Raw genomic sequence first — 24,161 nt, 5'->3', positions numbered from 1 at the left:
ATTATTTTCTCCTTATGTGTGGAGGTGTTTTATAAAGGGCGGTTTAGCGCGGTAATACGTTAAACCGCCCAGAAACTTTTAGTTATGCACGAGCAGCTGCAATAGAAGCCTTAGCTTCTTCAACAACATGCTCTGCAGTAATGCCGAGGGCAACCATGTTCTCGTCGCCAGCACCCTGGAGGCCGAAGCTCTCAATGGATACAGCCTTACCGTAAGAACCGAGGTACTTGTACCAGGAGAGTGCAAGACCTGCTTCAACGGATACGCGTGCCTTAACAGCTGCCGGGAGCACAGATTCCTTGTACTCTTCAGACTGCTGCTCGAACCATTCCATAGATGGAACAGATACAACGCGAGCCTTAACACCTTCAGCAGCCAAAGTTTCAGCAGCCTTTACAGCGTGCTGTACTTCAGAACCAGAACCCATGAGGATTACATCTGGAGTGCCATCGGTATCTACGAGAACGTATGCGCCGCGCTTTACGCCATCCTTAGCCTTAGCAATAGTTTCAGCCAAAGTTGGAACGCTCTGACGAGTCAAAATCATTGCAACTGGAGCCTTAGAATCACGCTCGAAAGCGTAACGGTAAGCTTCAGCAGTTTCGAACTCATCAGCTGGACGTACAACTTCCAAGTTAGGAATTGCGCGCACAGAAGCGAGGTTCTCTACTGGCTGGTGGGTTGGACCATCTTCACCAACTGCTACGGAATCATGAGTCCATACGTACAGGTTAGGAATGTTCATCAAAGCTGCGAGACGTACAGTTGGACGCTCGTAATCAGAGAACATGAAGAACGTACCATTGAATGGACGAGTGTGGGAGCCAAGAATCATACCATTGGTAATAGCACCCATAGCAAGCTCACGCACGCCGAAGTGCAGCACGCGACCACCTTCAGATACGTTTGGCCAAGTCTTGGTTGCGTATTCTGCTGGAAGGAAGGAAGCAGCACCCTTAATAGTGGTGTTGTTCGAACCACCCAAATCTGCAGAACCACCCCACAGTTCTGGCATAACAGCTGCAATAGCATTCAAAGCTGCGCCAGAAGCCTTACGGGTTGCTACAGAAGCACCAGCGGTAACGCCAGCCTCGAGCTCGTCAATAGCCTTGTTGAAGTCTGCTGGAAGTTCGCCAGCAGCCATACGATCGAACAAAGCAGCCTTATCTGGGTTTGCTTCACGCCATGCCTTGAACTGCTCATCCCATTCCTTGTGAGCTTCAGCGCCGCGGTCTGCAACCTTGCGAGCGTGTGCAAGAGCTTCATCATCTGCTGGGAATGCAACTTCTGGATCGAAGCCGAGAATCTCCTTCAAGCCAGCTACAGCTTCAGCGCCGAGCTTAGAACCGTGAGAAGATTCGTCGTTGGTCTTGCCTGGTGTTGGCCAAGCAATCAAGGTGTCGACCTTAATGAAGTGTGGACGATCAGTTACCTGCTCAGCCTTGTGCAAAGCTGCAGCAAGAGCTTCGGTATCTTCCTTGTAGGAACCGTCTGGCTGTACGAAAGATACTTCGTCGGTGTACCAACCCTGAGCTTCGAAGCGCTTCAAAATATCTTCAGAGAAGGTCAAGTTAGTATCGCCTTCAATCTGAATGTGGTTAGCGTCGAAGATTACGGTAAGGTTGCCGAGCTTCTGGCCGCCTGCGAGGGATGCTGCTTCAGCGGAAATACCTTCCTCAACATCACCTTCACCGCAGATAACCCATACCTTGTGGTCGAATGGGGAAGTACCTGCTGGTGCATCTGCATCAAGCAAGTTACGCTGGAAGCGCTGACCCATTGCAAAACCAACAGCAGAAGCCAAACCTTGACCCAATGGGCCAGTGGTCATTTCGATACCAGGAGTCAAACCATACTCTGGGTGACCAGGAGTACGAGTGCCCATAGTACGGAACTTCTTCAAGTCATCAAGAGTCAAGTCGTAACCAGAGAAGTACAATTGTACGTACTGAGTCAAAGAAGCGTGACCACCGGAAAGGATAAAGCGGTCGCGGCCTTCCCAGTTAGGATCTTTTGGATCGTGCTTAATGAAGTGCTGGTACAGAGTGTAAGCAATTGGTGCGAGAGAAACTGGGGAACCTGGGTGACCAGATCCTGCCTTTTCTACTGCATCTGCTGAAAGAACCTTAGCGAGCTTAACTGCACGCTCGTCAAGTTCAGTCCATGTGAAATCGACCATGTAGATCAACTTTCCTTCCAATAGATGAAGTAACTTCGCGCTCAACATAGTGCGTTCGGCTACTCGTTTACGTTCTTCATAGTAATTGGGTATAAAGACCTTTGACGCCTTTATTTTCTTGCATGGCTTGGAATTATGCGAGCACAAAGAGCGTGTTAGGCATGAGCCAGTTTGCTCGTTCAGCCTTCGGCTTGACCAGCATGTGCGTTTTTGTTCGTTAGAAGCGATTATTCCATGCCGATGTTTACTCTTAAAGATAGAAAATGTAGTTGTGTAAACAAAGGACACCATGGCAGATTATTACGAGACTCTTGGTCTTTCACGCAATGCAACAGATGATGAGATTAAGAAGGCATATCGCAAATTAAGCCGCAAGTATCATCCTGATTTAGCAGGACCTGAGTTTGAAGACAAGTTTAAAGAAGTCAATACTGCATACGAAGTACTGTCGGACCCAGATAAGCGTTCCATGTATGATCAAGGGGTTGATCCACTTTCTCCTGGTGGAGGAGCAGGTGCTTATGGTGCTGCTGCAGGAGATTTTGGAGATATCTTTAATTCTTTCTTTGGCAGCGCTTTTGGCGGTCAGTCCGGACCAATTTCGCGTACACAGCCAGGTCGCGATTCCTTAGCAAGTATGACTATTGACTTGAAGACCGCTGTTTTTGGCGGAACTGAGTCACTTAAAGCTACGCTATACAGCGTATGTGATGCTTGTTCAGGAGCAGGTAGTGCTGATGGTAGCGCACCAGTTACATGCCCAGATTGTCATGGTTCCGGCTCGGTTCAGCGCGTGGTACGCACTATGTTAGGTCAAATGATGTCATCTCAGCCATGCGAGCGTTGCGAAGGGTTTGGCACTATTATCGAAAATCCATGCGCATCTTGTTTGGGGCATGGTCGAGTAAAGAAACAACGCACTATTTCTGTATCTGTTCCAGCCGGCGTACAAGATGGCACGCGTTTGCGCTTGGGAAGCCAAGGAGAAGTAGGCGAAGGTGGCGGCCCAGCTGGTGATTTGTATGTGGATATTACAGTACGCGCCCACGATACATTTACCCGCGATGGCAATGATTTGCATTGTTGGATTCGCATTCCTATGACATGGGCTGTGTTAGGTCATACCACGCAGATTGAAACTTTTGACGGTGAACGTGAGATTTCTATTCCAGCAGGTTCACAGCCGGACGACACTCTTACTCTCAATGATTTGGGCGTTACTCGTTTGAATCGTACCGAGCGAGGAAACCTTGTTGTTCATTTGGACGTGACTATTCCTAAGAAGCTCAGTAATCAGGAAAAGAAACTCATTTCTGATTTTGAAGAGCTTAATAAGGAGTCTCAACTCAGTGACAAGCCTGAGCAGAAGTCAAAAACAATGAAGAAGGGCAAGGGCTTCTTCGAAAAGTTACGCGAAACCTTCGCTTAAGTTGCACAAGTAATAAGGGCTGGATACGACGTATCCAGCCCTTAACTTTTAGCGTTGTGCTAGCAGTTGCCTGCACATCGATCGATACTGGCTCACATAACCACCACCAAAGAACACGCAATGTCCAGCAATAGGGTAGAGCTGCCACAAAGTTCTACGCTCGTCGAACCCTTTTTTCAGTGGATGAACGCTTTCATACCCGCGCATAATATCGCTCATAAAACTCATGCCGAACAAAGACAGCATAGATAAGTCCTCTTCTCGATGTCCTCCATGGGCAGCAGGGTCAATGAGCACAGCTTCTACCTCATCATCAGCAGATCGCGTCCACATTACATTGCCACTCCACAAATCACCGTGAATGCGTGCCGGCTTATCTGAGGCAGCGGCTCCCATAAGTTCTGGCAAAGCGTCACATACTTCCTGCGTTAAATCAGCGTCTGCAGCAGTCAAAAGTCCTCGGTGTAAACCTAAATCAACCATAGGAATCAAACGACCCTGAGCGTAATAATCCACAGCATTATCCCAATCGCCTGTATCCATGGCAACAGGATCTTGGAGCGGACCAAAATAACATGTTCCCTCATAATCTGCAGGAGCAGCTCCAAAAGTTTCTGCGCCATAATCATGCATGCGAGCGAGACTTCGCCCAAATTGATATGCTGCATCTGGCGTAGCGCTGGCAGGGGAGATACGCTCAATATCTAAATAATCACTTGCCCAATCATGCACCTGAACAACACGCGATCCTCCCACTTTTTCAGCTTCCTTGAGCCAGAGCAGCCCTTTTGCTTCACACTCAAAGAAACCTTCTGGGGCAAAGGAACGAGATTTTCTATGAATTGCCATCTGTGCCATGAGACGCTCCTTCCAAGCGGTATATGCTCTCATTCTAATGCACAGGTAAACAAAGAAACTAACGTAGATGTGGCGAACCCGGCATATCGGGCGCATCGTCTGTTTTATCCCATCCAAAATCTCGTAAGAATTTCTCAGCGTCATCAATCATATTTTCCGCAGCTTCGGAGGTAATATAATCGAGTCGTTCCTGATTATCTCTGTAGGACTCAACGGTTTTCATATACTCAGCAATATCAGGATTCGTCCTTGCTAATGCATTTGCTTTCTTGCGCCACTGCTTAACTTGCTCTGGCAAGCCGTCATCTTTAAGATATACATCCAGATAGTCAGATAAGGCATCGATAACGTTCCACATAGCCAAAGGATTAGGTTTTTCTTGATTGTCCACATACGGGGCATAAGATGGCACGGACACATACATTGAGTGAGAGATAAAACCACTGTCTACTGTTTCATAGCTGAGAACGGTAGGAATACCTATAGGACCGTTATACGATTGGGGAGTGGCAGTGTTATCGGCTGCATTGTGGAAAACCATAGGCAATGGCCGGCGATGCGTGCAATCGCCATATATAGCACTGACTGTTATGACTTCATCTACTTCATTTTCATCAGCAATACGGAGAGTGCGCTGACAATATTCAGTCCACTTAAAATTAGGTTCTGGAGCAATCTGAATAATAAGGCTTAGTTCAGGATTAATATCGATTTGCGTGAAGCTCGTTTCTGGCCATAAAATTTTACGCTTACCTTCAACGCTTACGATGACTGGACGATTATCTGTATAGTCGTAGAAGCTGCCACAACAGATATGATCGACCTCATGTGCTGATTGAGAATAAGCGCGTAAAAGAAAATGCAAAGCCTGCGTTGCTGCTAACCCAGCGTCATTCCACCCTTCGAAAGCACTGATTAATACAGTACGGTGTTTGCGCGGTTCTTCACCAAACTGATCAGAAAAAGCATCAAAAGCTTCAGGCTCAAAATTCTCTCTAAAATCTGTCATAAAACTAGCATACGAGAAGAATGGATATAAGAAATATTGTTCTCGCCGCCGGCATATTTTTTGAGCCAAGGGCTAAAGTGACTCATGGAGATTAGTGGGTTGCGTAGGTTTTATTGGTTTTAGGAGCGTGGAAGTTGTGAGCGCGCAACGCTGACAATGCGTGCGCCCGAAAAAGGTTCTCAATTCTCTCCCATGAGTACATAGAAGTTGCTAGCGCCGAACGCCAACAACGTTCACGTCCATCGTTGAGAGTGATTGGAATCCTCATCCGAGCGTGGAATCATGGAGCGCTAACCAAGTCACGATTCATGAACCAACCGTCCAAGCGCACTACTTACTTCAAGAATCCGAAGAATAAAACCTAACCAAACGCAGGCACGAAACTAAACAAGATCGCAATAAAACCCCCAAGAACCGCGAAAATTCCATTGTATATATCTGAAGACTCCCAATCCTTTTGAGGTAAAATGAATGAAAACTTGCACAACGTATAGCAACACGCCGATACTTGACCAACCATAGCCACATCGTTATAGTTATATCTCGTGCTCAGCAACTTGCACAGCACATTGCGGACATAGCTTAGTTGGTAAAGCGCGACCTTGCCAAGGTCGAGACCGCGGGTTCGAGTCCCGTTGTCCGCTCGTGGTCAGTCGAGTTGACCTCTTACGGTGAGTTAGCCAAGCGGTTAGGCAGCGGCCTGCAAAGCCGTATAGACGAGTTCGACTCTCGTACTCACCTCTCTTTTATTAGACTGGGCGATTGGCGCAGGGGCTAGCGCGCTTCCCTGACACGGAAGAGGTCACAGGTTCAAATCCTGTATCGCCCACAGGCTAAAGCTAGTCAATAAAAGCGTATAAATGAATATGTAAGTATACTTGGGCGATTGGCGCAGGGGCTAGCGCACTTCCTTCACACGGAAGGGGTCACAGGTTCGAATCCTGTATCGCCCACTCTTAATTTGAGTACTCTCTTATTCTTTCTTTTATTTTCCGTTTTTCTTTTTCTCTCACAGTTTCCTTGATTCCCAGAGTATTTCCGAGCTACGCCACACCTCATTCCCAACGTCCTCTCGTACTTCTAAGCTTGCTATGAACATATAGGCGGTCTGCACCTGTAACGCGGACCTCAAGATGAAAAGGAACGAACTGTGTCAGCAGCTTCTCTTCATATCACCCTTAATGGTGATTCTCATGAAATCGAGCCAAACATCACTGGTGTTGAGCTTTTTGCAGATAATAAAGATATTATTGCTGTTCGCATTAATGGTAATCCTCGCGATCTTTACACTCCTTTGCATGAGGGAGATGTAGTCGAATCTATTGCCATCGACAGCGAAGATGGTCTTGCTATTATGCGTCACTCAGCCACTCACGTTATGGCTCAGGCAGTGCAAGAAGTGCGTCCAAACGCCAAGCTTGGTATTGGTCCTGTTATTAAAGATGGTTTCTACTACGATTTCGATGTGGACGAGCCTTTTACTCCAGACGAGTTAAAAGACATTGAAAAGCGCATGCAGCGCATTATTAAGTCCTCTCAGCGTTTTGTACGTCGCGTAGTAACTGAAGAAGAAGCACGTGCAGAAGAAGCTGACCAACCATATAAGTTAGAGCTTATTGGTGCTGCAGAAGATCAGATTAGCGCTGAAGAAGCTATCGAAGTATCCCAGGGTGAATTAAGTTTCTACGATAACGTGGATCGAGATGGTAACGTTGTATGGAAGGACTTGTGCCACGGTCCTCATCTGCCTAATACTCGCTTTATTAAAGCATTCAAAGTTCAGCGCGCAGCTGCAGCATATTGGCGCGGTAATGAGCACAACCCAATGCTTCAGCGTATTTACGGTACCGCTTGGCCTTCCAAGGATGAGCTTAAAGCTTATATGACTCGTTTAGAAGAGGCTGCTAAGCGCGATCATCGCAAGCTGGGTGCGGAGATGGATTTGTTCTCCTTCCCAGATGAAATTGGCTCTGGTTTAGCAGTATTCCATCCGAAAGGCGCCGCCATTATTAATGCTATGAAGGATTACTCCAGCAAGCTGCATGAAACCAGCGGCTACTCCTTCGTACAGACACCTCATATTACCAAGGGTGGTTTGTATGAAACTTCCGGTCATTTGCAGTGGTATAAGGATGGAATGTATCCTCCAATGCATTTGGACGAGGAGCGCGATGAGGACGGCAATATTACTAAGGCAGGCTTCGATTACTATTTGAAGCCAATGAACTGCCCAATGCATAACCTCATTTTCAAGTCTCGTCAGCGCTCTTATCGCGAACTGCCTTTGCGTTTGTTTGAGTTCGGCACGGTTTACCGTTATGAGAAGTCAGGCGTTGTACATGGTTTAACTCGTGTGCGCGGTTTAACTCAGGATGATTCCCATATTTACTGCACTCGCGAACAGATGCGTGATGAGCTCAAGAGCCTGCTTGAGTTCGTTTTGAATCTTCTGCGCGATTTTGGTTTGAATGACTTCTACTTGGAGCTGTCTACTAAAGACGAGCACAAGTATGTGGGTTCCGATGAAATCTGGGAAGAAGCAACGAACACGCTCGCTTCTGTTGCTAAAGAATCTGGTTTGGAGCTTGTAGACGATCCTGCAGGCGCTGCTTTCTATGGTCCTAAGATTTCCGTTCAGGCACGCGATGCATTGGGTCGCACCTGGCAGGTCTCCACGATTCAGCTTGATTTCAATCTTCCTGAGCGTTTTGATTTGGAATATATTGCAGCCGATGGCACGCGTCAGCGTCCTGTAATGATTCACCGTGCTCTGTTTGGTTCGATTGAACGCTTCTTTGCTATTTTGCTTGAACATTATTCTGGCGCTTTCCCTGCTTGGATTGCTCCAGTACAGGTTTTGGGGGTGCCTGTAGCAGAGAACTGCTTGGATCATGTCAACTCGATTATGAGCAAGCTTGATAAGACGATGGTGCGCAGCGAGGTTGATTCCTCGAACGATCGCTTCGGTAAGAAGATCCGTAACGCATCGAAGTCGAAGGTTCCGTTCATTTTGATTGTGGGCGAGGAAGATATGAACAATAACGCTGTATCTTTCCGCTTCCGCGACGGTAGTCAGCTCAACGGTATTGCAGTCGATACTGCAGTTGAGTGGATTAATCAGGCGATTGATTCGCACGCGCTGATTAATTCTGTGGATGACTTCACAGCTCATACCGACGCTCACGCTGAGTAAATAAACCTCGAAAAGACCTTGTCTTTGTGGCAAGGTCTTTTCGTATGCGTAAAGTCAGCAAGTATGACAGATGTACAGATTGATGACCCTCAGAATTTTCCACCGCAGGAAGATCATTACGAACGCTTGTGGACTCCACAGCGCATGAGCTATGTTTTGCGCGATTCCAAGCCACAAACAGACAAGCCAAAGCAGCCAAAACCATGCCCATTCTGTGAAGCACAGACAAAGAGTGACGAAGACGGTCTTATTGTATGGCGCGGTAAAAACGTGTTTATTATTATGAATCTGTATCCGTACAATAGTGGCCACGTTATGGTGTGCCCAAACGAGCATGTGGCTTTGCTCACCGATGTGCACAGCGATGCAGTTCTTTTCGAATTCGAAAAAGCTACTCAAATGGCTATGCAGGTTATGACCAATGTGTCTCATCCTGACGGTTTTAATATTGGCGTAAATCAAGGAGAAGCTGGGGGAGCAGGAGTGGCTACCCACTTGCATCAGCATCTCGTACCTCGATGGAATGGCGATTCAAACTTTATGCCTATTGTTGCGCAAACGCGCACCATACCTATTCTTTTAGAGAATCAGCGTGCCGCCTACGCAGCAGAAGCCGCTCGTATCGCTCCTGAGTTCGGACTGTAAAATCATGCTCGAAAATCTGCGCTCACCGCTCAAGAAAATCATTGAGCCACTCGCAGCTGCCTTAGTGCGCGCCCATATTAGCGCAAACGCAGTTACGGTAGCCGGTTCCGTGCTCACCATCGTGGTAGCTATCTGCACGGGAATGAGCGGCTATCTGTTTGCTGGCGCGGCCGTGCTTACTGTTCTCGTACTGTTCGATTCGCTCGATGGATCGGTGGCAGCTCTCAGCGGTGGCAGTACTGCTTTCGGGGCGTTCCTCGATTCAACTCTCGACCGTATTGCAGACTGGGTGCTCTTGCTCGCAGTCATCTTGTATTTCGCGCTGCACACGCCTATCGATAATGCGTGGACCATCATCGGAATAATCAGCGCGTTAACAGCTATGCTCACGTCTTTTGTAACGCCCTACGCGCGCGCTCGAGCAGAAGCGGTCGGCTTCGAAGCGAAAAACGGTATTGCTACGCGTGCAGATCGTATCACCATCATCCTTATTGCGCTGGCTCTACGCGGTCTGGGGGCTCCCGTGGCTGTGCTCGCGCTGGCAATGCTGCTGCTCACCGTACTGGGAATAATCACAGTTTTTCAGCGCATAGCTACGGTCTACAAGCAATCAGTGCACTCTGTCTGAAGGGGTGCATAAAATAAACACGGTTTATTCGTACGTATATTACGAGGAGAGTCATGTCAGGACATTCCAAGTGGGCTACCACCAAGCACAAGAAGGCCGCTATTGACGCAAAGCGTGGTAAGCTCTTCGCAAAGCTCGTAAAGAACATTGAAATCGCAGCACGTAACGGTGGTGGAGATCCTGATGGTAACCCAGCGCTCTACGATGCTATTACCAAGGCTAAGAAGAACTCTCTTCCAGCAGATAACATTACTCGCGCAGTTAAGCGCGGTTCTGGTGAAGAAGCAGGTGGCGCAAACTACGAGGAGATTACTTACGAAGGTTACGCTCCTGGCGGCATCGGCCTTATTATTAACTGCCTAACCGATAACCGTAACCGTGCAGCTGCAGACGTGCGTTCTACACTGTCTAAGAATGGCGGTTCCTTGGCAGAAAACGGTTCTGTATCCTTCAACTTCGAGCGTAAGGGGCAGATTGTTGTTCCAGCTGACGGCGTTGATTTCGATAAGCTCTTCGAAGTTGCTGCCGAAGCAGGTGCAGACGATGTGGTAGAAGAAGACGATGTCTTCACTATTACCACCGCCCCAAGCGATGTTGTAGCTGTGCGTAAGGCTATTCAGGATGCAGGTTTCGACTACGATTCTGCAGAATCTACTCTTATTCCTTTGAACGAAGTCGAACTCGATTTCGAGGCCGCTTCTAAGGTGAACCGTTTGATCGATGCCTTGGATGAGCTCGACGATGTTCAGGATATTTTCGCTAACTGGACCGCTTCTGACGAAGTGATGGCTCAGCTGGACGAAGAGTAGAGATTACTGAGTGATTATTTTAGGCGTTGACCCCGGGCTTACTCGCTGCGGAGTCGGTGTTATAGAAGCCGGCCATTCGCGCCGGCTTTCTTTTATTCATGTAGACGTTATTCGTACGCAGCCAAATACTCCTCAGGATGCGCGTTTGCTCACGATTTTTAACGGTTTGAGCGCTAAGCTCGACGAGTTTGCTCCCGATGTTGTCTCCATTGAACGAGTTTTCGCTCAAGAGAACCGTGCTACTGTGCTCGGCACAGCTCAAGCAGCTGGTTTAGCTATGGTAGCAGCAGCTCAACGGCGTATTCCTGTAGCATTGCACACGCCAACTGAGGCAAAACTTGCCATTACTGGTAATGGGCAGGCTGATAAGCCTCAGATGCAACGCATGGTTACTAAAATTTTGGGATTAAATTCCATTGTTAATCCTCCTGATGCAGCCGATGCTTTAGCCTTAGCTATGTGCCATGCTCTGCGTCCAGCGGGAGCTATTGAAGGCGGAGAGCGTGAGCAGCATCTCACTGCCGCACAAAAGCAATGGGCAGACGCTCAACGCAAGGCACGATTTGGCCGTGGTGTCCGCCGAGACATGTAAGCTAGATATACTTTTCGAACAAATGTTCTAACTTTTAATCCTGTTGAGGTGGTGGCTATGATTGCGAGTTTGCGCGGTGAAGTTGCTGGCGTCTACGCCGATTCCGCGATTATTGAAGTAGCGGGAGTAGGGTACAGCGTGCGCATGTCGGGTAAAGATTTAAGCCAACTGCGTGCAGGTAGAGAAGTTTATGTTCTTACTACCATGACGGTTTCTCAAGATGCTATAGCCCTGTATGGTTTTTTGCATAAAGCAACGCAAGACTTTTTTGCTCAGCTTACTAAGGTTAATGGCATTGGACCGCGTGTAGCCATGGCTATCTTATCGACGTTAACAACCGAAGATCTTATTAAAGCCATTCGCAATAACGATGTTACTGCACTGACTAAAGCTCCTGGACTTGGCAAGAAGGGCGCACAGAAAATTATTGTGGAACTAAGTGGGTCGGTCAATCTTGACTCCTTAGTCTCTGATTCATCTTCTGATTCCGCGCAACCAGCTCCTCATGGTGCATCTACAAGCGATGAAGGCGCACGCCAAGTGGTTCAAGGCTTAGTATCCTTAGGCTGGCAGCTTAAAGATGCTGCAGCAACTGTTGAGCAAACTATGACTGATTTAGGATTAGAAATTCCGTTACATACTTCTCAAGTTCCAGTCGTCTTGCGTGAAGCTTTAACTCGTTTAGATAGGGGACGTTAATGTCTGATTCTATGAATCAACCAGACATGCTCAATATGCCAAATGATGCGCGCGAAGAAGGTCTGCGCATGATTTCCGCTGAACCTCATACTAATGAACAGGTCAGCGATGAAGAGTTGCGTCCAGACACTCTCGATACTTTTATTGGGCAGCCACAACTCAAGGCGCAGATGAAGCTATTTCTTGATGCAGCTCAATTGCGCGCTGTTCCACCTGATCATATTTTGCTGGCTGGTCCTCCAGGTCTTGGTAAAACTACTTTATCTATGATTGTGGCACATGAATTAGGAGTACCGATTCGTGTTACCTCTGGACCTGCAATTCAGCATGCAGGAGATTTAGCATCGATAGTGTCATCTTTAGAAGAAGGCGAAGTTCTTTTTATTGATGAAATTCATCGTTTGCCCCGAGCTGCAGAAGAATTGCTGTATATTGCAATGGAAGATTTCCGTGTAGACGTTATGGTGGGTAAGGGGCCAGGTGCTTCCTCTATTCCGCTGACTTTACCACGTTTTACTGTTATTGGTGCTACCACGCGCGAAGGCATGCTACCATCTCCGTTGCGCGCACGCTTTGGTTTTACAGCTCACTTGGATTATTACCCAACAAGTGAGTTAAAAAAACTTATTCTACGGTCTGCCGATGTGCTTGGCATTCGCGTTGATGATGATGCAGCTTATGAGCTTGCCATTCGCTCTCGTGGCACACCACGTGTAGCTAACCGTCTACTTCGTCGTGTGCGCGATTGGGCAATTGTTCATTCCTTAGATGTTGTTAATTCAGAATCTGTGCTCGATGCTTTGGAACTGTATCAGATTGATTCCCAAGGTCTAGACCGCTTAGATATTGCTGTGCTTACAGCAATGTGCAAGAATTTTGCCGGCGGACCTGTAGGACTCAACAACTTATCTGCCATGGTGGGTGAGGAGTCTGAAACAGTAGAAACAGTATGCGAACCGTATTTAGTGCGTGAAGGCTTTATGACACGCACTCCACGCGGTCGTGTAGCTACTTCAAAAGCGTGGAATCATTTGGGTTTAACGCCTCCTGATGATGTCACATCACTGTTCTAGAATCTAAAAGTATTTTTTATCTCTCAAGGAGTTTTACATGGGTTACGAGATGCTGATTATTCTGCTCATTGCCATGATTGGTTTCACTTTTTGGAGCACTCGTCAGCAAAAGAAGCAGCAGCAAAAGGTACAAGATTACCGCGAAAGCTTGAAACCAGGCACTGAGGTTGCTACTGTTTCCGGTCTGTTAGGAACCGTTGAATCCGTTGATTTAGATCGCGATGTTGTGATTATCAACTCTGAAGGTAGCTTAACCAAGTGGCGTATTCAAGCAATTACAGAGCCTCCAGTTATTCCAGCATATGTAAGCGATGATGACGTTGATGAAGATGGCAATCCTCTAGAGTCTGAAGACCTAGACCAGAAGGACGCTACAGAAGCTGAATCAGAAACCGTAACTAAGTAGAATCGATAATCTTACCACAATGACTTCTGATATTTCGTTATCAAGCCCCAACTTACTTCCACAAGAGGATGCAGACTATCTGTGCTCTCTTATTCGCACTATTCCTGATTTTCCATCTGAGGGAATACTTTTCCGTGACTTTATGCCAGTTTTTGCTCAAGCAAAAAGCATGAATCTTCTTATTCAAGGGCTTGTTAATGCTTTACCTGTTATGCCTAGCGAATTTGACTATATCGCTGGTTTGGAAGCACGCGGTTTCCTTATTGGTACGGCATTAGCTCAAAAACTCGATAAAGGTTTTATTGCTGTGCGTAAAGCAGGCAAGTTGCCACCACCAGTGCTTTCTCAAAGCTACGACTTAGAGTATGGCAAGGCAACTATGGAAATCGAAAAAGATTTAGTTAAGCCAGGTTCTCGCATCCTCATCGTCGATGATCTCATCGCAACTGGTGGTACTGCATGGGCGGCAATGAAATTATTCGAAAGTATTGACTGTTCTGTTGCTGGCTTTAGCTTTGTTATGGAGTTGGACGGTTTAGATGGCACAGCCAAGTTAGATAACCATCCTATGTCTACCATGATGGTTATGCCTGCTTAAATAACCGCGTTCTACATGGCAGTGTGAGGAGCAATAAGAATGGATTTATACGAATACCAAGCTCGTGAACTTCTGCAGGAGAATAATGTTCCTGTTCCAGAAGGGATTTTCGCAAGCACAGTAGATGAAGCTGTTGAAGCTGCACGCTCTATCGGCTATCCATGCGTCATCAAGGCACAAGTACGCATTGGGCATCGCGGTCAAGCTGGTGGTGTAAAAATCGTGCACGATGAAGAAGAAGCTCGCTTTATGGCGCAGCATATTCTGGGAATGACTATTCATGGTCATAAAGTGCGAGGTCTGCTCATTGTTAAAGCAGCATCAATTTTACACGAATACTATGTGTCCATTTCTGTAGATCGTTCTTCACGTGATTATGACGTTCTTGCCACAGCAGCTGGCGGCACTGAAGTTGAAGAAATCGCACGCGAACATCCTGAGCATGTTAAGCGATTGCACATTAATCCTTTGGATAATTTCGATTTCGAAGCTGCTCAAAAAATGGCTCAGGAAATTGGTTTCCACCATGCAGACAATGACCAAGCTGCTCAGGTTCTCTTAGACATGTGGCATACATTTATTGAGAATGATGCAACGCTTGTGGAAATCAATCCTTTAGCTAAGATTGGGCACCCAGAAGATGAATCATCCAAACGCTTAATTGCTCTTGATGCTAAGATTTCTCTTGATTCCAACGCTGCTTTCCGTCACGATAACTGGCACCGCTTCGACACGACTTTTGAACAAGATCCACTCGAAGCTCGAGCTGCGCAGTATGATTTGCACTATGTACACCTCGACGGCGAAGTAGGAGTTATTGGTAACGGCGCTGGTCTGGTTATGAGCTCCATCGATGCAGTAGCTGATGCAGGTGCACGGTATGAGCAGCCTATTAAACCTGCCAACTTCCTCGATATCGGGGGAGGAGCATCAGCACAGATTATGGCCGAAAGCCTGAGCATCGTTATGTCGGACTCAAAGGTTCAGTCTGTTTTCGTGAACGTTTATGGTGGTATTACTTCCTGCAAACTCGTTGCTCAAGGTATTCTTCAAGCAGTAACGCAGCTGGAAGAATCTAGCGAACAAGTCAAAGATATTGTTATCCGTTTTGACGGTAATGAGGGTGCTGAAGGACTAGAGATTCTTCATCAGGCAGCACATCCACGTATTCATGTTGCACATACCATGATTGAAGCTGCTGAAAACGCTGTACGCAAAGCTGCTGAAAACGCTGTACGCAAAGCTGCTGATGCACTGCATATCACAGCTGTAGAGAGTGCAGACAGTGCAAACAGTGAGGAGGCATAATAATGAGTTTTATTCGTCCTAATGCTCCTGTAATTGTGCAAGGTATGACTGGACACCAGGGAATGACCCATACCGCACGTATGTTGAAGGCTGGTACCAATATTGTAGCTGGTGTTAATCCACGCAAAGGCGGTCAATTCCTTCAATTTGAAGACATGCAAGGTACGCGCGATGTAGCTATTTATGCCACTTGTGCTGAAGCAAAAAATGCTACTGGTGCTCAAGCTTCTGTTATTTTTGTGCCACCACGTTTCGCTAAATCAGCTATGGTAGAAGCTATTGAAGCTGAAATTCCACTCATCGTGGCCATTACCGAAGGCATACCTGTAGCAGACACAGCATACTGCGTTGCATTAGCACGCCAACACAATGTGCGTATTGTAGGACCAAACTGTCCAGGGTTATCCACCTATACGTCAGCGGATGAACAAACTGAAGGTTTATACGGCGTTAATTTAGGTATTATTCCCGATGGTATTGTATCCACCGGTAGCCTTGGTTTAGTCTCTAAGTCTGGTACCTTAACCTATCAGCTTATGTCCGAACTTGCTGATTATGGTTTCCGCGCAGCTATCGGCGTGGGTGGAGATTCTATTATTGGTACAACTCAGCAAGAAGCTCTTGAAATTCTCAACAATGATCCTCAGGTCAAAGCCTGCGTACTCATTGGAGAAATTGGTGGTAGCGCTGAACAAGAACTCGCCTTATGGGCTCGTGAACACATGACCAAGCCAATTGTTGCCTATATCGCCGGTTATAGCGCGCCAGAGGGTAAGCAAATGGGGCATGCAGGTGCTATCGTATCAGGTGGAAGCGGAACAGCTCAGGGTAAAAAGGAAGCATTGGAAGCCTGCGGTATTCAAGTAGGTCGTAATCCAAGCGAAACAGCCCAACTTATGCGCAACGTTATGGAGAATCTCTAAATATGCCACAAGGCCGCACGATTTCATCCCAGGACTACACAGCAGATACAGCTACGCCATCTGCTGCACCTGCAAGAAGTCATATGCGAAGCATCGTCTATGGTATGCTTTCTGCGGTCATAGCGTTCTTCTTATTTGCGCTGTTTGTATTTCTCGCATCCGCGTTATTCCTGCTTATAGCAGGTATGGATGCGGGAACAGATCTCAGTGATATTAGTTCCTCATTCACTGCAATGATTATTGTGCTGTCTCAAGGTATAGCCATAAAAACAGATACATTAGTCTTGTCTATTATTCCTTTGGGATTAAGTGCAATCTGTATCAGCGTTTTTCGTCGTGTATTACTGCGTCGTGCTAATACTCTTATAGGAAACATCGCAAGCATAGTCACGTGGACAGCAATTATTGCTCTTGTTGCGCTGTATATACGCTCGTCCATTGCCTCACCGTTATGGGCAGTGCTCTTGTATCCCACATGCATCGCACTCATCGCTTATCTATGGTCTCGATCTAAAGAATCACCTGAATACACATGGTGTTCCACGCAACTCAAACGCTATTTATCTGCAACAACGCGCAGAACAATTGCCTTAGGATTGCGCACTGCCTGCCGCATACTGTGGATTTATGCTCTTATAGGCATTGTCACGCTTATCATGTGGATTGCATTAGGTTATCAATCCATGCTTAAAGTCTTCTCCATGACTCATATGGGCATAGGCTCACAAATTATGACGAGTATTTTTACTCTTGCATGGTTGCCTAACCTGATTATTTGGGCTTTGGGTTGGGTGCTGGGAGCAACTATTTCCATTGGTACACTAGGGCAATTCAATTTGTGGATTGGTCAATCCTCTCATTTACCTCCTATCCCAATTTTCGGTGTTCTGCCTGAACCTGTATCTACGCAGATAGCTCAACGCGCTATTCTCCTTGTACCTATTGTGTGCGTTATTCAATTGGGTTTGTATTCTTTGTATAGTCCGCGTGAATATCGATTGCTGAAAAAGCGTCGCACTTTAACGAGCTTTATTGATTTTCTTTATCCTATTGGAAGTTTTATTACCAGTATTATTATTGTTATTCCTGTTGTTATGCTGCTTATTCCGGCTTCTTCTGGCGCTTTAGGTCATAAAAATCTTGCGCATGTTGGACTATCTATAGGCGCAAGCATGAACACTTTTGGTCGTCCGCTGCAGTGGGGGCTTATGGTTGCATGGCTTCTTGCTTTAATGATTGCTTTACTGCAAGCAGCTTTCACATATATAACCGACCGTAAGCATACTGCAACTGATGCGTCTGAAAATACAGCGACAACAGACGACAACGACGAAACTGAAAACAGCGACCTCGGTGATGAGGATGCTTCTGAGATTTTCCCAATCCACAACCACCCACGGGAGGACAATAATGAGTGAAACCACCTCACGCCCAATTAAGCGTGCGCTTGTTTCCGTCTACCACAAGGAAGGTCTTGAAGTTCTGGCTCAAGCCTTCGTTAAAGCAGGAACCGCTGTGGTCTCCACAGGTTCCACAGCTCAAGCATTAGCAAGCTATGGTGTAGATGTTACCTCAGCAGAACAGGTAACAGGCTTCCCAGAATGCCTTGATGGTCGCGTAAAAACTCTGCATCCACGTATTCATGCTGGAATTTTGGCAGATATGACTAATGCCGATCATGTTGCTCAGCTGAAGAATCTTGAGGTTGAGCCATTTGATGCGGTTATTGTTAATCTTTATCCATTCGCAGATACCGTACGTTCCGGTGCTGGTGAAGCAGATATTATTGAAAAGATTGATATTGGCGGACCTTCTATGGTACGCGCTTCAGCAAAAAATGCAGCAACAGTAGCAGTTATTACTGATCCAGCTGATTATGCTTTACTCGCCGAGCGCGTAGATAACGGTGAAGGATTCACTCTCGAAGAGCGTCGTTATCTCGCAGCTAAGGCTTTCGCTCACACTGCAGCTTATGATTCCACCATTATTGAGTGGGCAAGCAAGCAGTGGACGAAGCCAGAAAGCATGGGGGAGAAGAGCGACTTCGCTACTTATTCCCGCACATGGGATAAGGCTGCTGTATTGCGTTATGGCGAGAACTCTCACCAAAATGCATCTCTCTATGTTGATCCATTAACTAGCGGTGATTTTGCTCATGCTGAGCAGCTCGGCGGTAAGCCTATGAGCTACAACAACTATGTGGATGCAGATTCCGCTTGGCGCAGTGTGTGGGATTTCCCAGAGCAGATTGCTGTTGCCGTAGTGAAGCATTCCAATCCTTGTGGTTTAGCTATTGGAGACACTGTTGCCCAAGCACACAAGAAAGCTCATGCATGCGATCCTATGAGCGCTTACGGCGGAGTCATCGCAGCTAATACCACAGTCAGCCTCGAGATGGCACAGAATGTGAAGCCAATCTTCACCGAGGTTATTGTTGCTCCAGATTATGAGCCTGAAGCTTTGGAACTCTTGCAAACGAAGAAGAATCTTCGCATTTTGAAAGTTCCTGTATCTCCTGTGTCTCATCCACAGATTCGCCAGATTGATGGCGGTTTGCTCGTACAGGATATGGATATTTTCCAGTCTGAAGGCGATAATCCAACCAACTGGACACTGGTAGCAGGCGAAGCTGCAGATGAGCAAACCCTTGCTGATTTGCAGTTCGCATGGCGTGCTGTACGTTCGGTAAAGTCAAACGCTATTTTGATTGCGCATGACGGTGCAACTGTAGGTATTGGTATGGGTCAGGTGAACCGTGTAGATTCCTCTCACTTGGCTGTTGACCGTGCTAATACTTTGGCTGACGGTGCAAACCGTACTCAAGGTGCTGTTGCCGCTTCCGATGCATTCTTCCCATTTGCTGATGGTATGAAGATTCTCACCGATGCTGGCGTTAAAGCAATCGTTCATCCTGGTGGTTCTATTCGTGATGAGGAAGTATTCCAGGCTGCACAAGAAGCCGGCATTACCATGTACGTTACTGGCACTCGTCACTTCTTCCACTAAAAAGCACACAGGAGATTGCCCATGAAACGCACACCGGATCATATTGAACCGTTATGGCCAAGTACTATAACTCTGAGTGTTATTGTGCTCGCAGTGATCTTCACATGGTTCGATCATGTTGACTGGGCAACCTACTTGTTTGCAGCTTTTGCATTTCTCATGGGACTGTGGCGTGTTCTTGCCCGTGACAAAGCCCCATGGAAAATACGTTCCGTAGCTTTCGATGCTTTTATTAGTTTCGGTTTATCCATAGGATTAGTAGGAACGTATATAAGCATTATGGCTCTCTAATATAATTTTGCCCTATCGCTTGAAAGCGATAGGGCAAAATTATATTAGAGAAAGATTGTTATTCTTTCTCAGCGTTTGGCTCTTCAGTTTCAACAATGACCTCAGGTAAGGATTCTTCTGCATCCTCATCTGTTGCCTCATCATCACCGTCATCAGCAGCTGCAGCAGCTTCCTGTTCTAAACGTAAAGCAGCAACAGCAGCCTCAGTTTCAGCGCGCTGAGCCTGAACAGAATCACGAATAATCAAACCAAAAGCAACCACAGCAGCAGCAACCAAAGGAACAATCCAAAATACCCATAACTGCTGTAATGGGTTCGTAGTCAAACCATCAAAAGAACCTACCACAGCAATACCTGTAGAACGAGCAGGATTTAATCCCACACCGTCGACCAAATACAAAGCCATAGCACTCACGCCATAAGCAGCAGCAAGAGCAAAAGCATGATTCTTGTGTGCAGAACCGTTAGGGCGAACAGTGGTGTAGAAAGCAGTAATCACAACAATCGTAAACACAAGTTCCATAACAACAGCTGCGGTAATACCAAAGCTCAAGCCTGAGCTGGAACCGAGCAAAGTAGCAGACGTAGAGTTCGTGCCGAAACCATTAACAACAATGCTCATCCACATCTTGCGAGGTGCATTCTGAGACACAGGAGTGAGCAGATGCCATACACCTGCAGCTGCTAAAGCACCCAAAACTTGAGCGACGATATAGAGCAGACCTTGCAGCCATGTAACAACACCAGTCAACATACCAGCAAAACTCACAGCTGGATTAAAATGACCGCCACTTGCACGACCGAAGGTTAAGCTTGCGGCAGCATAAGCTAAACCAGTACCCACGCCAACCATAATCAGGCTCGAATTGGAATTAATCATAGTTCCCCAAGAGCTGATTACATAAATAGCAAAAGCAATAACAGCAGTTCCCACGAATTCTGCTGCTACACGAACTAAAAGATTATTGCTCAAGCGGTGAGATGGTTTCTCCGTTTGAGTTGTATACACTAAATTATCTGTCATAAAAACCTCACTTGTAGTGAACGTAGCTATCCTATCAACCCCTCCACCTATAATGTACATGTTTGTTATTAAAATCTTCTAGGCCACGTTGGGAGAACGATGCCACATCCATATTCCCGTGCTAAAAAAGCACACGAAGAATCCGAATCCGGAATCCGTCTTCAAAAAGTATTAGCTCAAGCAGGTTTTGGCTCTCGCCGTAAATGCGAAATTATGATTACTGACGGTCGCGTTGAAGTTGACGGTCAGCTCATTACCGAGTTAGGTACACGCGTAGATCCAAAAAAGCAAGAGATTCGTGTTGACGGTTCCCACATTCGTTTATCAAATAAGCACATTACCTTAGCTCTGAACAAGCCTAAGAAAGTGCTTTCTGCTATGGAAGATAAGAAAGGTCGCTGGACCTTACGCGATATTATTGGCGATGGCTATGAGCGCGTCTTCCATATGGGACGTTTGGATTATGATTCCGAAGGTCTTATTCTTATGACAGATGACGGTGAGCTTGCTCAGCATGTTATGCATCCAAAATATGAAATTCCTAAAACCTATATTGTTACGGTAGAAGGTCATATTGGTGGAAATATTGCTCGTCGTTTAGTACGTACCGGCGTTCAGTTAGATGACGGTTGGATTAAGTTCGACCAGTGCACAGTTCTCGATCAAACACGTGAGTATTCTATGTTGCGTGTTGTTCTGCACTCTGGACGCAACCGTATTGTGCGCCGAATTTTCGGTTCTATTGGTTTCCCCGTTGTACGTTTGGTGCGCACACAGATTGGACCAATCAAACTGGGCGAAATCAAAGCAGGTTCATACCGTATTTTGTCTAAAACTGAAGTAGATTCTCTCGCAAAGGCGGTTGGTCTATGATTACTGTAGCGATTGATGGTCCATCAGGCGTGGGAAAGTCCAGCACATCTCGTGCTGTGGCTAAGCATTTTGGATACGCTTATTTAGATACTGGTGCCATGTATCGTGCTGCCGCATGGTGGTGCCTCAGCCAGGGGGAGAGTCTTGATTTTGATTCTGCAAGCCCTGAGCAGGAGGAGCGTTTAACTGAATTAGTAGCACGCTTCTTTACTGAAGATCATTTTGATATTTCACTCGATCCCGACGTGCCCGGCGTTACCAGTGATAGTCAAGATATTAGTGACGAAATTCGCTCAACACAGGTTGCTTCACATGTGTCAGCAATTTCCTCGATTATCCCTATCCGTCACGTACTGATTGCTGCTCAACGCGCCTACATTGCGGGGGAAGAAAATCCTCAAGGTTTCTCGAATGGTGCAGGCATTGTTGTTGAAGGACGAGACATTACAACCGTTGTAGCTCCTGATGCTGATGTGCGTGTGCTTCTGACCGCACGCGAAGATGTTCGCCAGGCACGCCGTAATGCTCAAAATGCACAGAAAGCACAGAACACAACGCATTCATCTGATCTCGCTTTCGATAATGTCGCTTCTGATAATGTTGCTGCTCGTGATGCTAAGGATGCACAAGTAACATCATTCCAAGAAGCTGCAGAAGGCGTTACTTTAGTTGATAACTCAGATATGAGTTTTGACCAAACCGTGCAAGTTCTTGTTGATATGGTTGATGCTGCTATAGATGAGCAGTTGTTTAGCAACTATGTTGACCAGATGAATGAGTACGAACTTGAAGAAGGCGATGAAGCATACCTGTCTGACGATGCTTTTATCGACGCTTCTCAAGACGATGAGGAAGACGACACGGTTGGCGTTTTAGCTATTGTAGGTCGCCCAAATGTGGGTAAATCTACTTTAGTCAACCGTATTTTAGGTCGTCGAGCCGCCATTGTAGAAGACACCCCTGGCGTTACACGTGACCGCGTTACCTATGAAGCAGAATGGGCAGGAACTCGCTTCCAACTCGTGGATACAGGCGGTTGGGAAGCAGATGTAGAAGGTATTGATTCTGCTATTGCATCTCAAGCCCAAATTGCTGTGCAATTAGCAGATGCAGTAGTTCTTGTTGTTGATGGTGCTGTAGGTTTAACTGCTAGCGATGAACGTATTGTGTCTATGCTGCGCGCTTCTGGTAAGCCAGTTACTGTAGCCGCTAATAAGCTTGATACGCAGATGTCTGAATATCAGGCTGCTGAGTTCTGGAACCTTGGACTTGGAGAGCCGTATCCTATTTCGGCTATGCATGGTCGCGGCGTGGGTGATTTGCTCGATGTTGCTCTCGCTAAGTTGGCTCAAGCAGAGAAAACCTCTGGTCTGCTAACTCCATCCCATTTGCGACGCATTGCTCTGGTAGGTCGTCCAAATGTAGGTAAGTCGTCCTTACTTAACCAACTGTCTGGCGAAAACCGCGCTGTTGTTTCTGATATTGCCGGAACTACGCGCGATCCTGTCGATGAAGTTGTGAATGTTGGTGGACAAGATTGGCTGTTCATCGATACTGCAGGCATTAAGCGCCGTCTGCACAAACAATCGGGAGCAGATTACTATTCCAGCTTGCGTACGCAAGCTGCTATTGAGCGTTCCGAACTGGCTCTGGTTCTTTTTGATGTATCTGAACCAATTTCTGATCAAGACCTGAAAGTTATGAGCCAAGCAGTAGATGCAGGACGCGCTATTGTGCTCGTGTTCAATAAGTGGGACAAGTTGGATGATTTTGGTCGTCAACGCATCGAACGCTTATGGAAGACTGAGTTTAATCGTGTGACCTGGGCTCAGCGTGTGAATTTGTCTGCTTTAACCGGTTGGCATACGAACCGTTTGAAATTGGCGATGGATACAGCTCTCGAAAACTGGGATAAGCGCGTATCTACTGGACGTTTGAACTCTTTCCTTGGCCAGGTTCAGGCAGCTCATCCGCATCCTTTGCGAGGTGGTAAGCAGCCACGTATTTTGTTCGCTACACAGGCATCCAACCGTCCGCCACGCTTCGTGATTTTCACTACTGGCTTCTTAGATCACAGCTATCGTCGCTTTATTGAGCATTCCTTACGTGACGAATTTGGTTTCGAAGGAACACCAATACAGATTTCTGTGAATGTGCGTGAAAAGAAAAAGCGTAAGTAGGTGTGAATGAGTGAGCCGTCTCCCTTTTTGAACTGATAAATAAAGTTCAAGCGACAGGAGGCAGTTCACTCAGACTTCTTTTGTTGCTGGTTTCCGTGCATGTTTTGCAGACTGTGATTGGCGGATTAGTGTGCGGATTAGTGTGCGGGCGTGCGTTTCTGCTGTATCGTTCATAGCTGAGCGCAGCAGTGCTGGTAAAGCTTTTACCAGCACTGATTTGAGTGGTGAAACTGCTTTAACGAGTAGTGCTATGGATAGTTATGAAAGATAAAACACACGAATCAGAATATACCGCTCTATATAATTCGTGGCGGAACTACCTTTCAGCGTTTGACGAGCACTTTGGTATAAGGATTTCTCGGATTACGCGTGTAACAAAATTCAACGCCTTACCAAGACCTAGTGTACAAAATCTAACAAGATTACTGTGCGAACAAA

21 protein-coding genes and 4 tRNA genes are annotated in these 24,161 nt (G+C 46.6%); 21 read left to right on the top strand and 4 right to left on the bottom strand.

What is annotated here, in order from left to right; genetic code table 11:
• Positions 1 to 82: 82 nt before the first annotated feature.
• Positions 83 to 2,179, bottom strand: coding sequence for a transketolase (gene tkt, locus G464_RS0101620; protein WP_022856475.1), 2,097 nt, complete (start codon positions 2,177 to 2,179; stop codon positions 83 to 85).
• A 289-nt stretch (positions 2,180 to 2,468) separates the two neighbouring features.
• Between tkt and dnaJ the strand changes: the two genes are divergently transcribed.
• Complete coding sequence (dnaJ, locus tag G464_RS0101615; protein WP_022856474.1) at positions 2,469 to 3,608, top strand: molecular chaperone DnaJ; 1,140 nt, start codon at positions 2,469 to 2,471, stop codon at positions 3,606 to 3,608.
• A gap of 48 nt (positions 3,609 to 3,656) precedes the next feature.
• On the opposite strand, the gene G464_RS0101610 is transcribed toward dnaJ, so the two are convergent.
• Both G464_RS0101610 and G464_RS08490 read right to left on the bottom strand, forming a co-directional pair.
• Complete coding sequence (locus G464_RS0101610; RefSeq protein ID WP_026472523.1) at positions 3,657 to 4,457, bottom strand: fructosamine kinase family protein; 801 nt, start codon at positions 4,455 to 4,457, stop codon at positions 3,657 to 3,659.
• A 67-nt stretch (positions 4,458 to 4,524) separates the two neighbouring features.
• Positions 4,525 to 5,475, bottom strand: a complete 951-nt coding sequence (locus tag G464_RS08490; protein WP_022856472.1) for a PAC2 family protein — start codon at positions 5,473 to 5,475, stop codon at positions 4,525 to 4,527.
• Between the two features lie 571 nt (positions 5,476 to 6,046).
• Between G464_RS08490 and G464_RS0101600 the strand changes: the two genes are divergently transcribed.
• The 18 genes from G464_RS0101600 to G464_RS08470 all read left to right on the top strand — a co-directional run bounded on the left by G464_RS0101600 (position 6,047) and on the right by G464_RS08470 (position 19,646).
• Positions 6,047 to 6,119, top strand: a tRNA-Gly gene (locus tag G464_RS0101600).
• 26 nt (positions 6,120 to 6,145) lie between these two features.
• Positions 6,146 to 6,216 (top strand) — tRNA-Cys (locus G464_RS0101595).
• 15 nt (positions 6,217 to 6,231) lie between these two features.
• Positions 6,232 to 6,304, top strand: a tRNA-Val gene (locus tag G464_RS0101590).
• A gap of 51 nt (positions 6,305 to 6,355) precedes the next feature.
• A tRNA-Val gene (locus tag G464_RS0101585) sits at positions 6,356 to 6,428 on the top strand.
• A gap of 197 nt (positions 6,429 to 6,625) precedes the next feature.
• The gene (thrS, locus tag G464_RS0101580) at positions 6,626 to 8,668 is read left to right on the top strand and encodes a threonine--tRNA ligase (RefSeq protein ID WP_022856471.1); all 2,043 of its coding nucleotides are present in this window, start codon (positions 6,626 to 6,628) and stop codon (positions 8,666 to 8,668) included.
• A 63-nt stretch (positions 8,669 to 8,731) separates the two neighbouring features.
• A complete protein-coding gene (locus G464_RS0101575; protein WP_021618383.1) occupies positions 8,732 to 9,313 on the top strand; it encodes an HIT family protein in 582 nt (193 codons plus the stop codon).
• 4 nt (positions 9,314 to 9,317) lie between these two features.
• Positions 9,318 to 9,941, top strand: coding sequence for a phosphatidylinositol phosphate synthase (pgsA, locus tag G464_RS0101570; RefSeq protein WP_022856470.1), 624 nt, complete (start codon positions 9,318 to 9,320; stop codon positions 9,939 to 9,941).
• Between the two features lie 53 nt (positions 9,942 to 9,994).
• On the top strand, positions 9,995 to 10,750 hold the full coding sequence (locus G464_RS0101565; RefSeq protein WP_021618385.1) for a YebC/PmpR family DNA-binding transcriptional regulator: 756 nt from the start codon (positions 9,995 to 9,997) through the stop codon (positions 10,748 to 10,750).
• 10 nt (positions 10,751 to 10,760) lie between these two features.
• The gene (gene ruvC, locus G464_RS0101560) at positions 10,761 to 11,342 is read left to right on the top strand and encodes a crossover junction endodeoxyribonuclease RuvC (RefSeq protein WP_022856469.1); all 582 of its coding nucleotides are present in this window, start codon (positions 10,761 to 10,763) and stop codon (positions 11,340 to 11,342) included.
• Between the two features lie 57 nt (positions 11,343 to 11,399).
• A complete protein-coding gene (ruvA, locus tag G464_RS0101555; RefSeq protein WP_022856468.1) occupies positions 11,400 to 12,041 on the top strand; it encodes a Holliday junction branch migration protein RuvA in 642 nt (213 codons plus the stop codon).
• Between the two features lie 26 nt (positions 12,042 to 12,067).
• Positions 12,068 to 13,114 (top strand): Holliday junction branch migration DNA helicase RuvB, encoded by a 1,047-nt coding sequence (ruvB, locus tag G464_RS0101550; protein ID WP_208853772.1) that lies wholly within the window; start codon positions 12,068 to 12,070, stop codon positions 13,112 to 13,114.
• Between the two features lie 37 nt (positions 13,115 to 13,151).
• Entirely contained in the window at positions 13,152 to 13,520 is a 369-nt protein-coding gene (gene yajC / locus G464_RS08485) for a preprotein translocase subunit YajC (protein ID WP_022856466.1), read from the top strand.
• Between the two features lie 19 nt (positions 13,521 to 13,539).
• Positions 13,540 to 14,118 carry an adenine phosphoribosyltransferase gene (locus G464_RS0101540; RefSeq protein WP_021618390.1) on the top strand — a complete coding sequence of 193 codons (579 nt, stop codon included), beginning with the start codon at positions 13,540 to 13,542 and terminating at the stop codon, positions 14,116 to 14,118.
• A 39-nt stretch (positions 14,119 to 14,157) separates the two neighbouring features.
• Positions 14,158 to 15,426, top strand: coding sequence for an ADP-forming succinate--CoA ligase subunit beta (sucC, locus tag G464_RS08480; protein ID WP_022856465.1), 1,269 nt, complete (start codon positions 14,158 to 14,160; stop codon positions 15,424 to 15,426).
• Positions 15,426 to 16,349: a succinate--CoA ligase subunit alpha gene (sucD, locus tag G464_RS0101530; RefSeq protein ID WP_026472521.1), complete on the top strand. Its 924-nt coding sequence runs from the start codon at positions 15,426 to 15,428 to the stop codon at positions 16,347 to 16,349. Before sucC ends, sucD begins: the two co-directional genes overlap by 1 nt.
• A 2-nt stretch (positions 16,350 to 16,351) precedes the next feature.
• A complete protein-coding gene (locus G464_RS08475) occupies positions 16,352 to 17,767 on the top strand; it encodes a cell division protein PerM (protein ID WP_022856463.1) in 1,416 nt (471 codons plus the stop codon).
• A complete protein-coding gene (purH, locus tag G464_RS0101520) occupies positions 17,760 to 19,355 on the top strand; it encodes a bifunctional phosphoribosylaminoimidazolecarboxamide formyltransferase/IMP cyclohydrolase (protein WP_022856462.1) in 1,596 nt (531 codons plus the stop codon). The genes G464_RS08475 and purH overlap by 8 nt, the downstream gene beginning before the upstream one ends.
• A gap of 21 nt (positions 19,356 to 19,376) precedes the next feature.
• The gene (locus tag G464_RS08470; protein WP_022856461.1) at positions 19,377 to 19,646 is read left to right on the top strand and encodes a hypothetical protein; all 270 of its coding nucleotides are present in this window, start codon (positions 19,377 to 19,379) and stop codon (positions 19,644 to 19,646) included.
• 58 nt (positions 19,647 to 19,704) lie between these two features.
• On the opposite strand, the gene G464_RS0101510 is transcribed toward G464_RS08470, so the two are convergent.
• Positions 19,705 to 20,670: an MIP/aquaporin family protein gene (locus tag G464_RS0101510; protein WP_022856460.1), complete on the bottom strand. Its 966-nt coding sequence runs from the start codon at positions 20,668 to 20,670 to the stop codon at positions 19,705 to 19,707.
• A 99-nt stretch (positions 20,671 to 20,769) separates the two neighbouring features.
• Between G464_RS0101510 and G464_RS0101505 the strand changes: the two genes are divergently transcribed.
• Positions 20,770 to 21,543, top strand: coding sequence for a pseudouridine synthase (locus G464_RS0101505; protein ID WP_022856459.1), 774 nt, complete (start codon positions 20,770 to 20,772; stop codon positions 21,541 to 21,543).
• Positions 21,540 to 23,723, top strand: coding sequence for a bifunctional cytidylate kinase/GTPase Der (der, locus tag G464_RS0101500; RefSeq protein WP_022856458.1), 2,184 nt, complete (start codon positions 21,540 to 21,542; stop codon positions 23,721 to 23,723). The genes G464_RS0101505 and der overlap by 4 nt, the downstream gene beginning before the upstream one ends.
• The last annotated feature ends 438 nt before the right edge of the window (positions 23,724 to 24,161 follow it).

Source organism: Alloscardovia omnicolens DSM 21503 (genome assembly GCF_000420505.1).
In the GTDB taxonomy this organism is placed as follows: Bacteria; Actinomycetota; Actinomycetes; order Actinomycetales; family Bifidobacteriaceae; genus Alloscardovia; species Alloscardovia omnicolens.
Note: the sequence above shows the minus strand (reverse complement) of the source record. Positions and strands in the feature narration are given on the sequence as shown.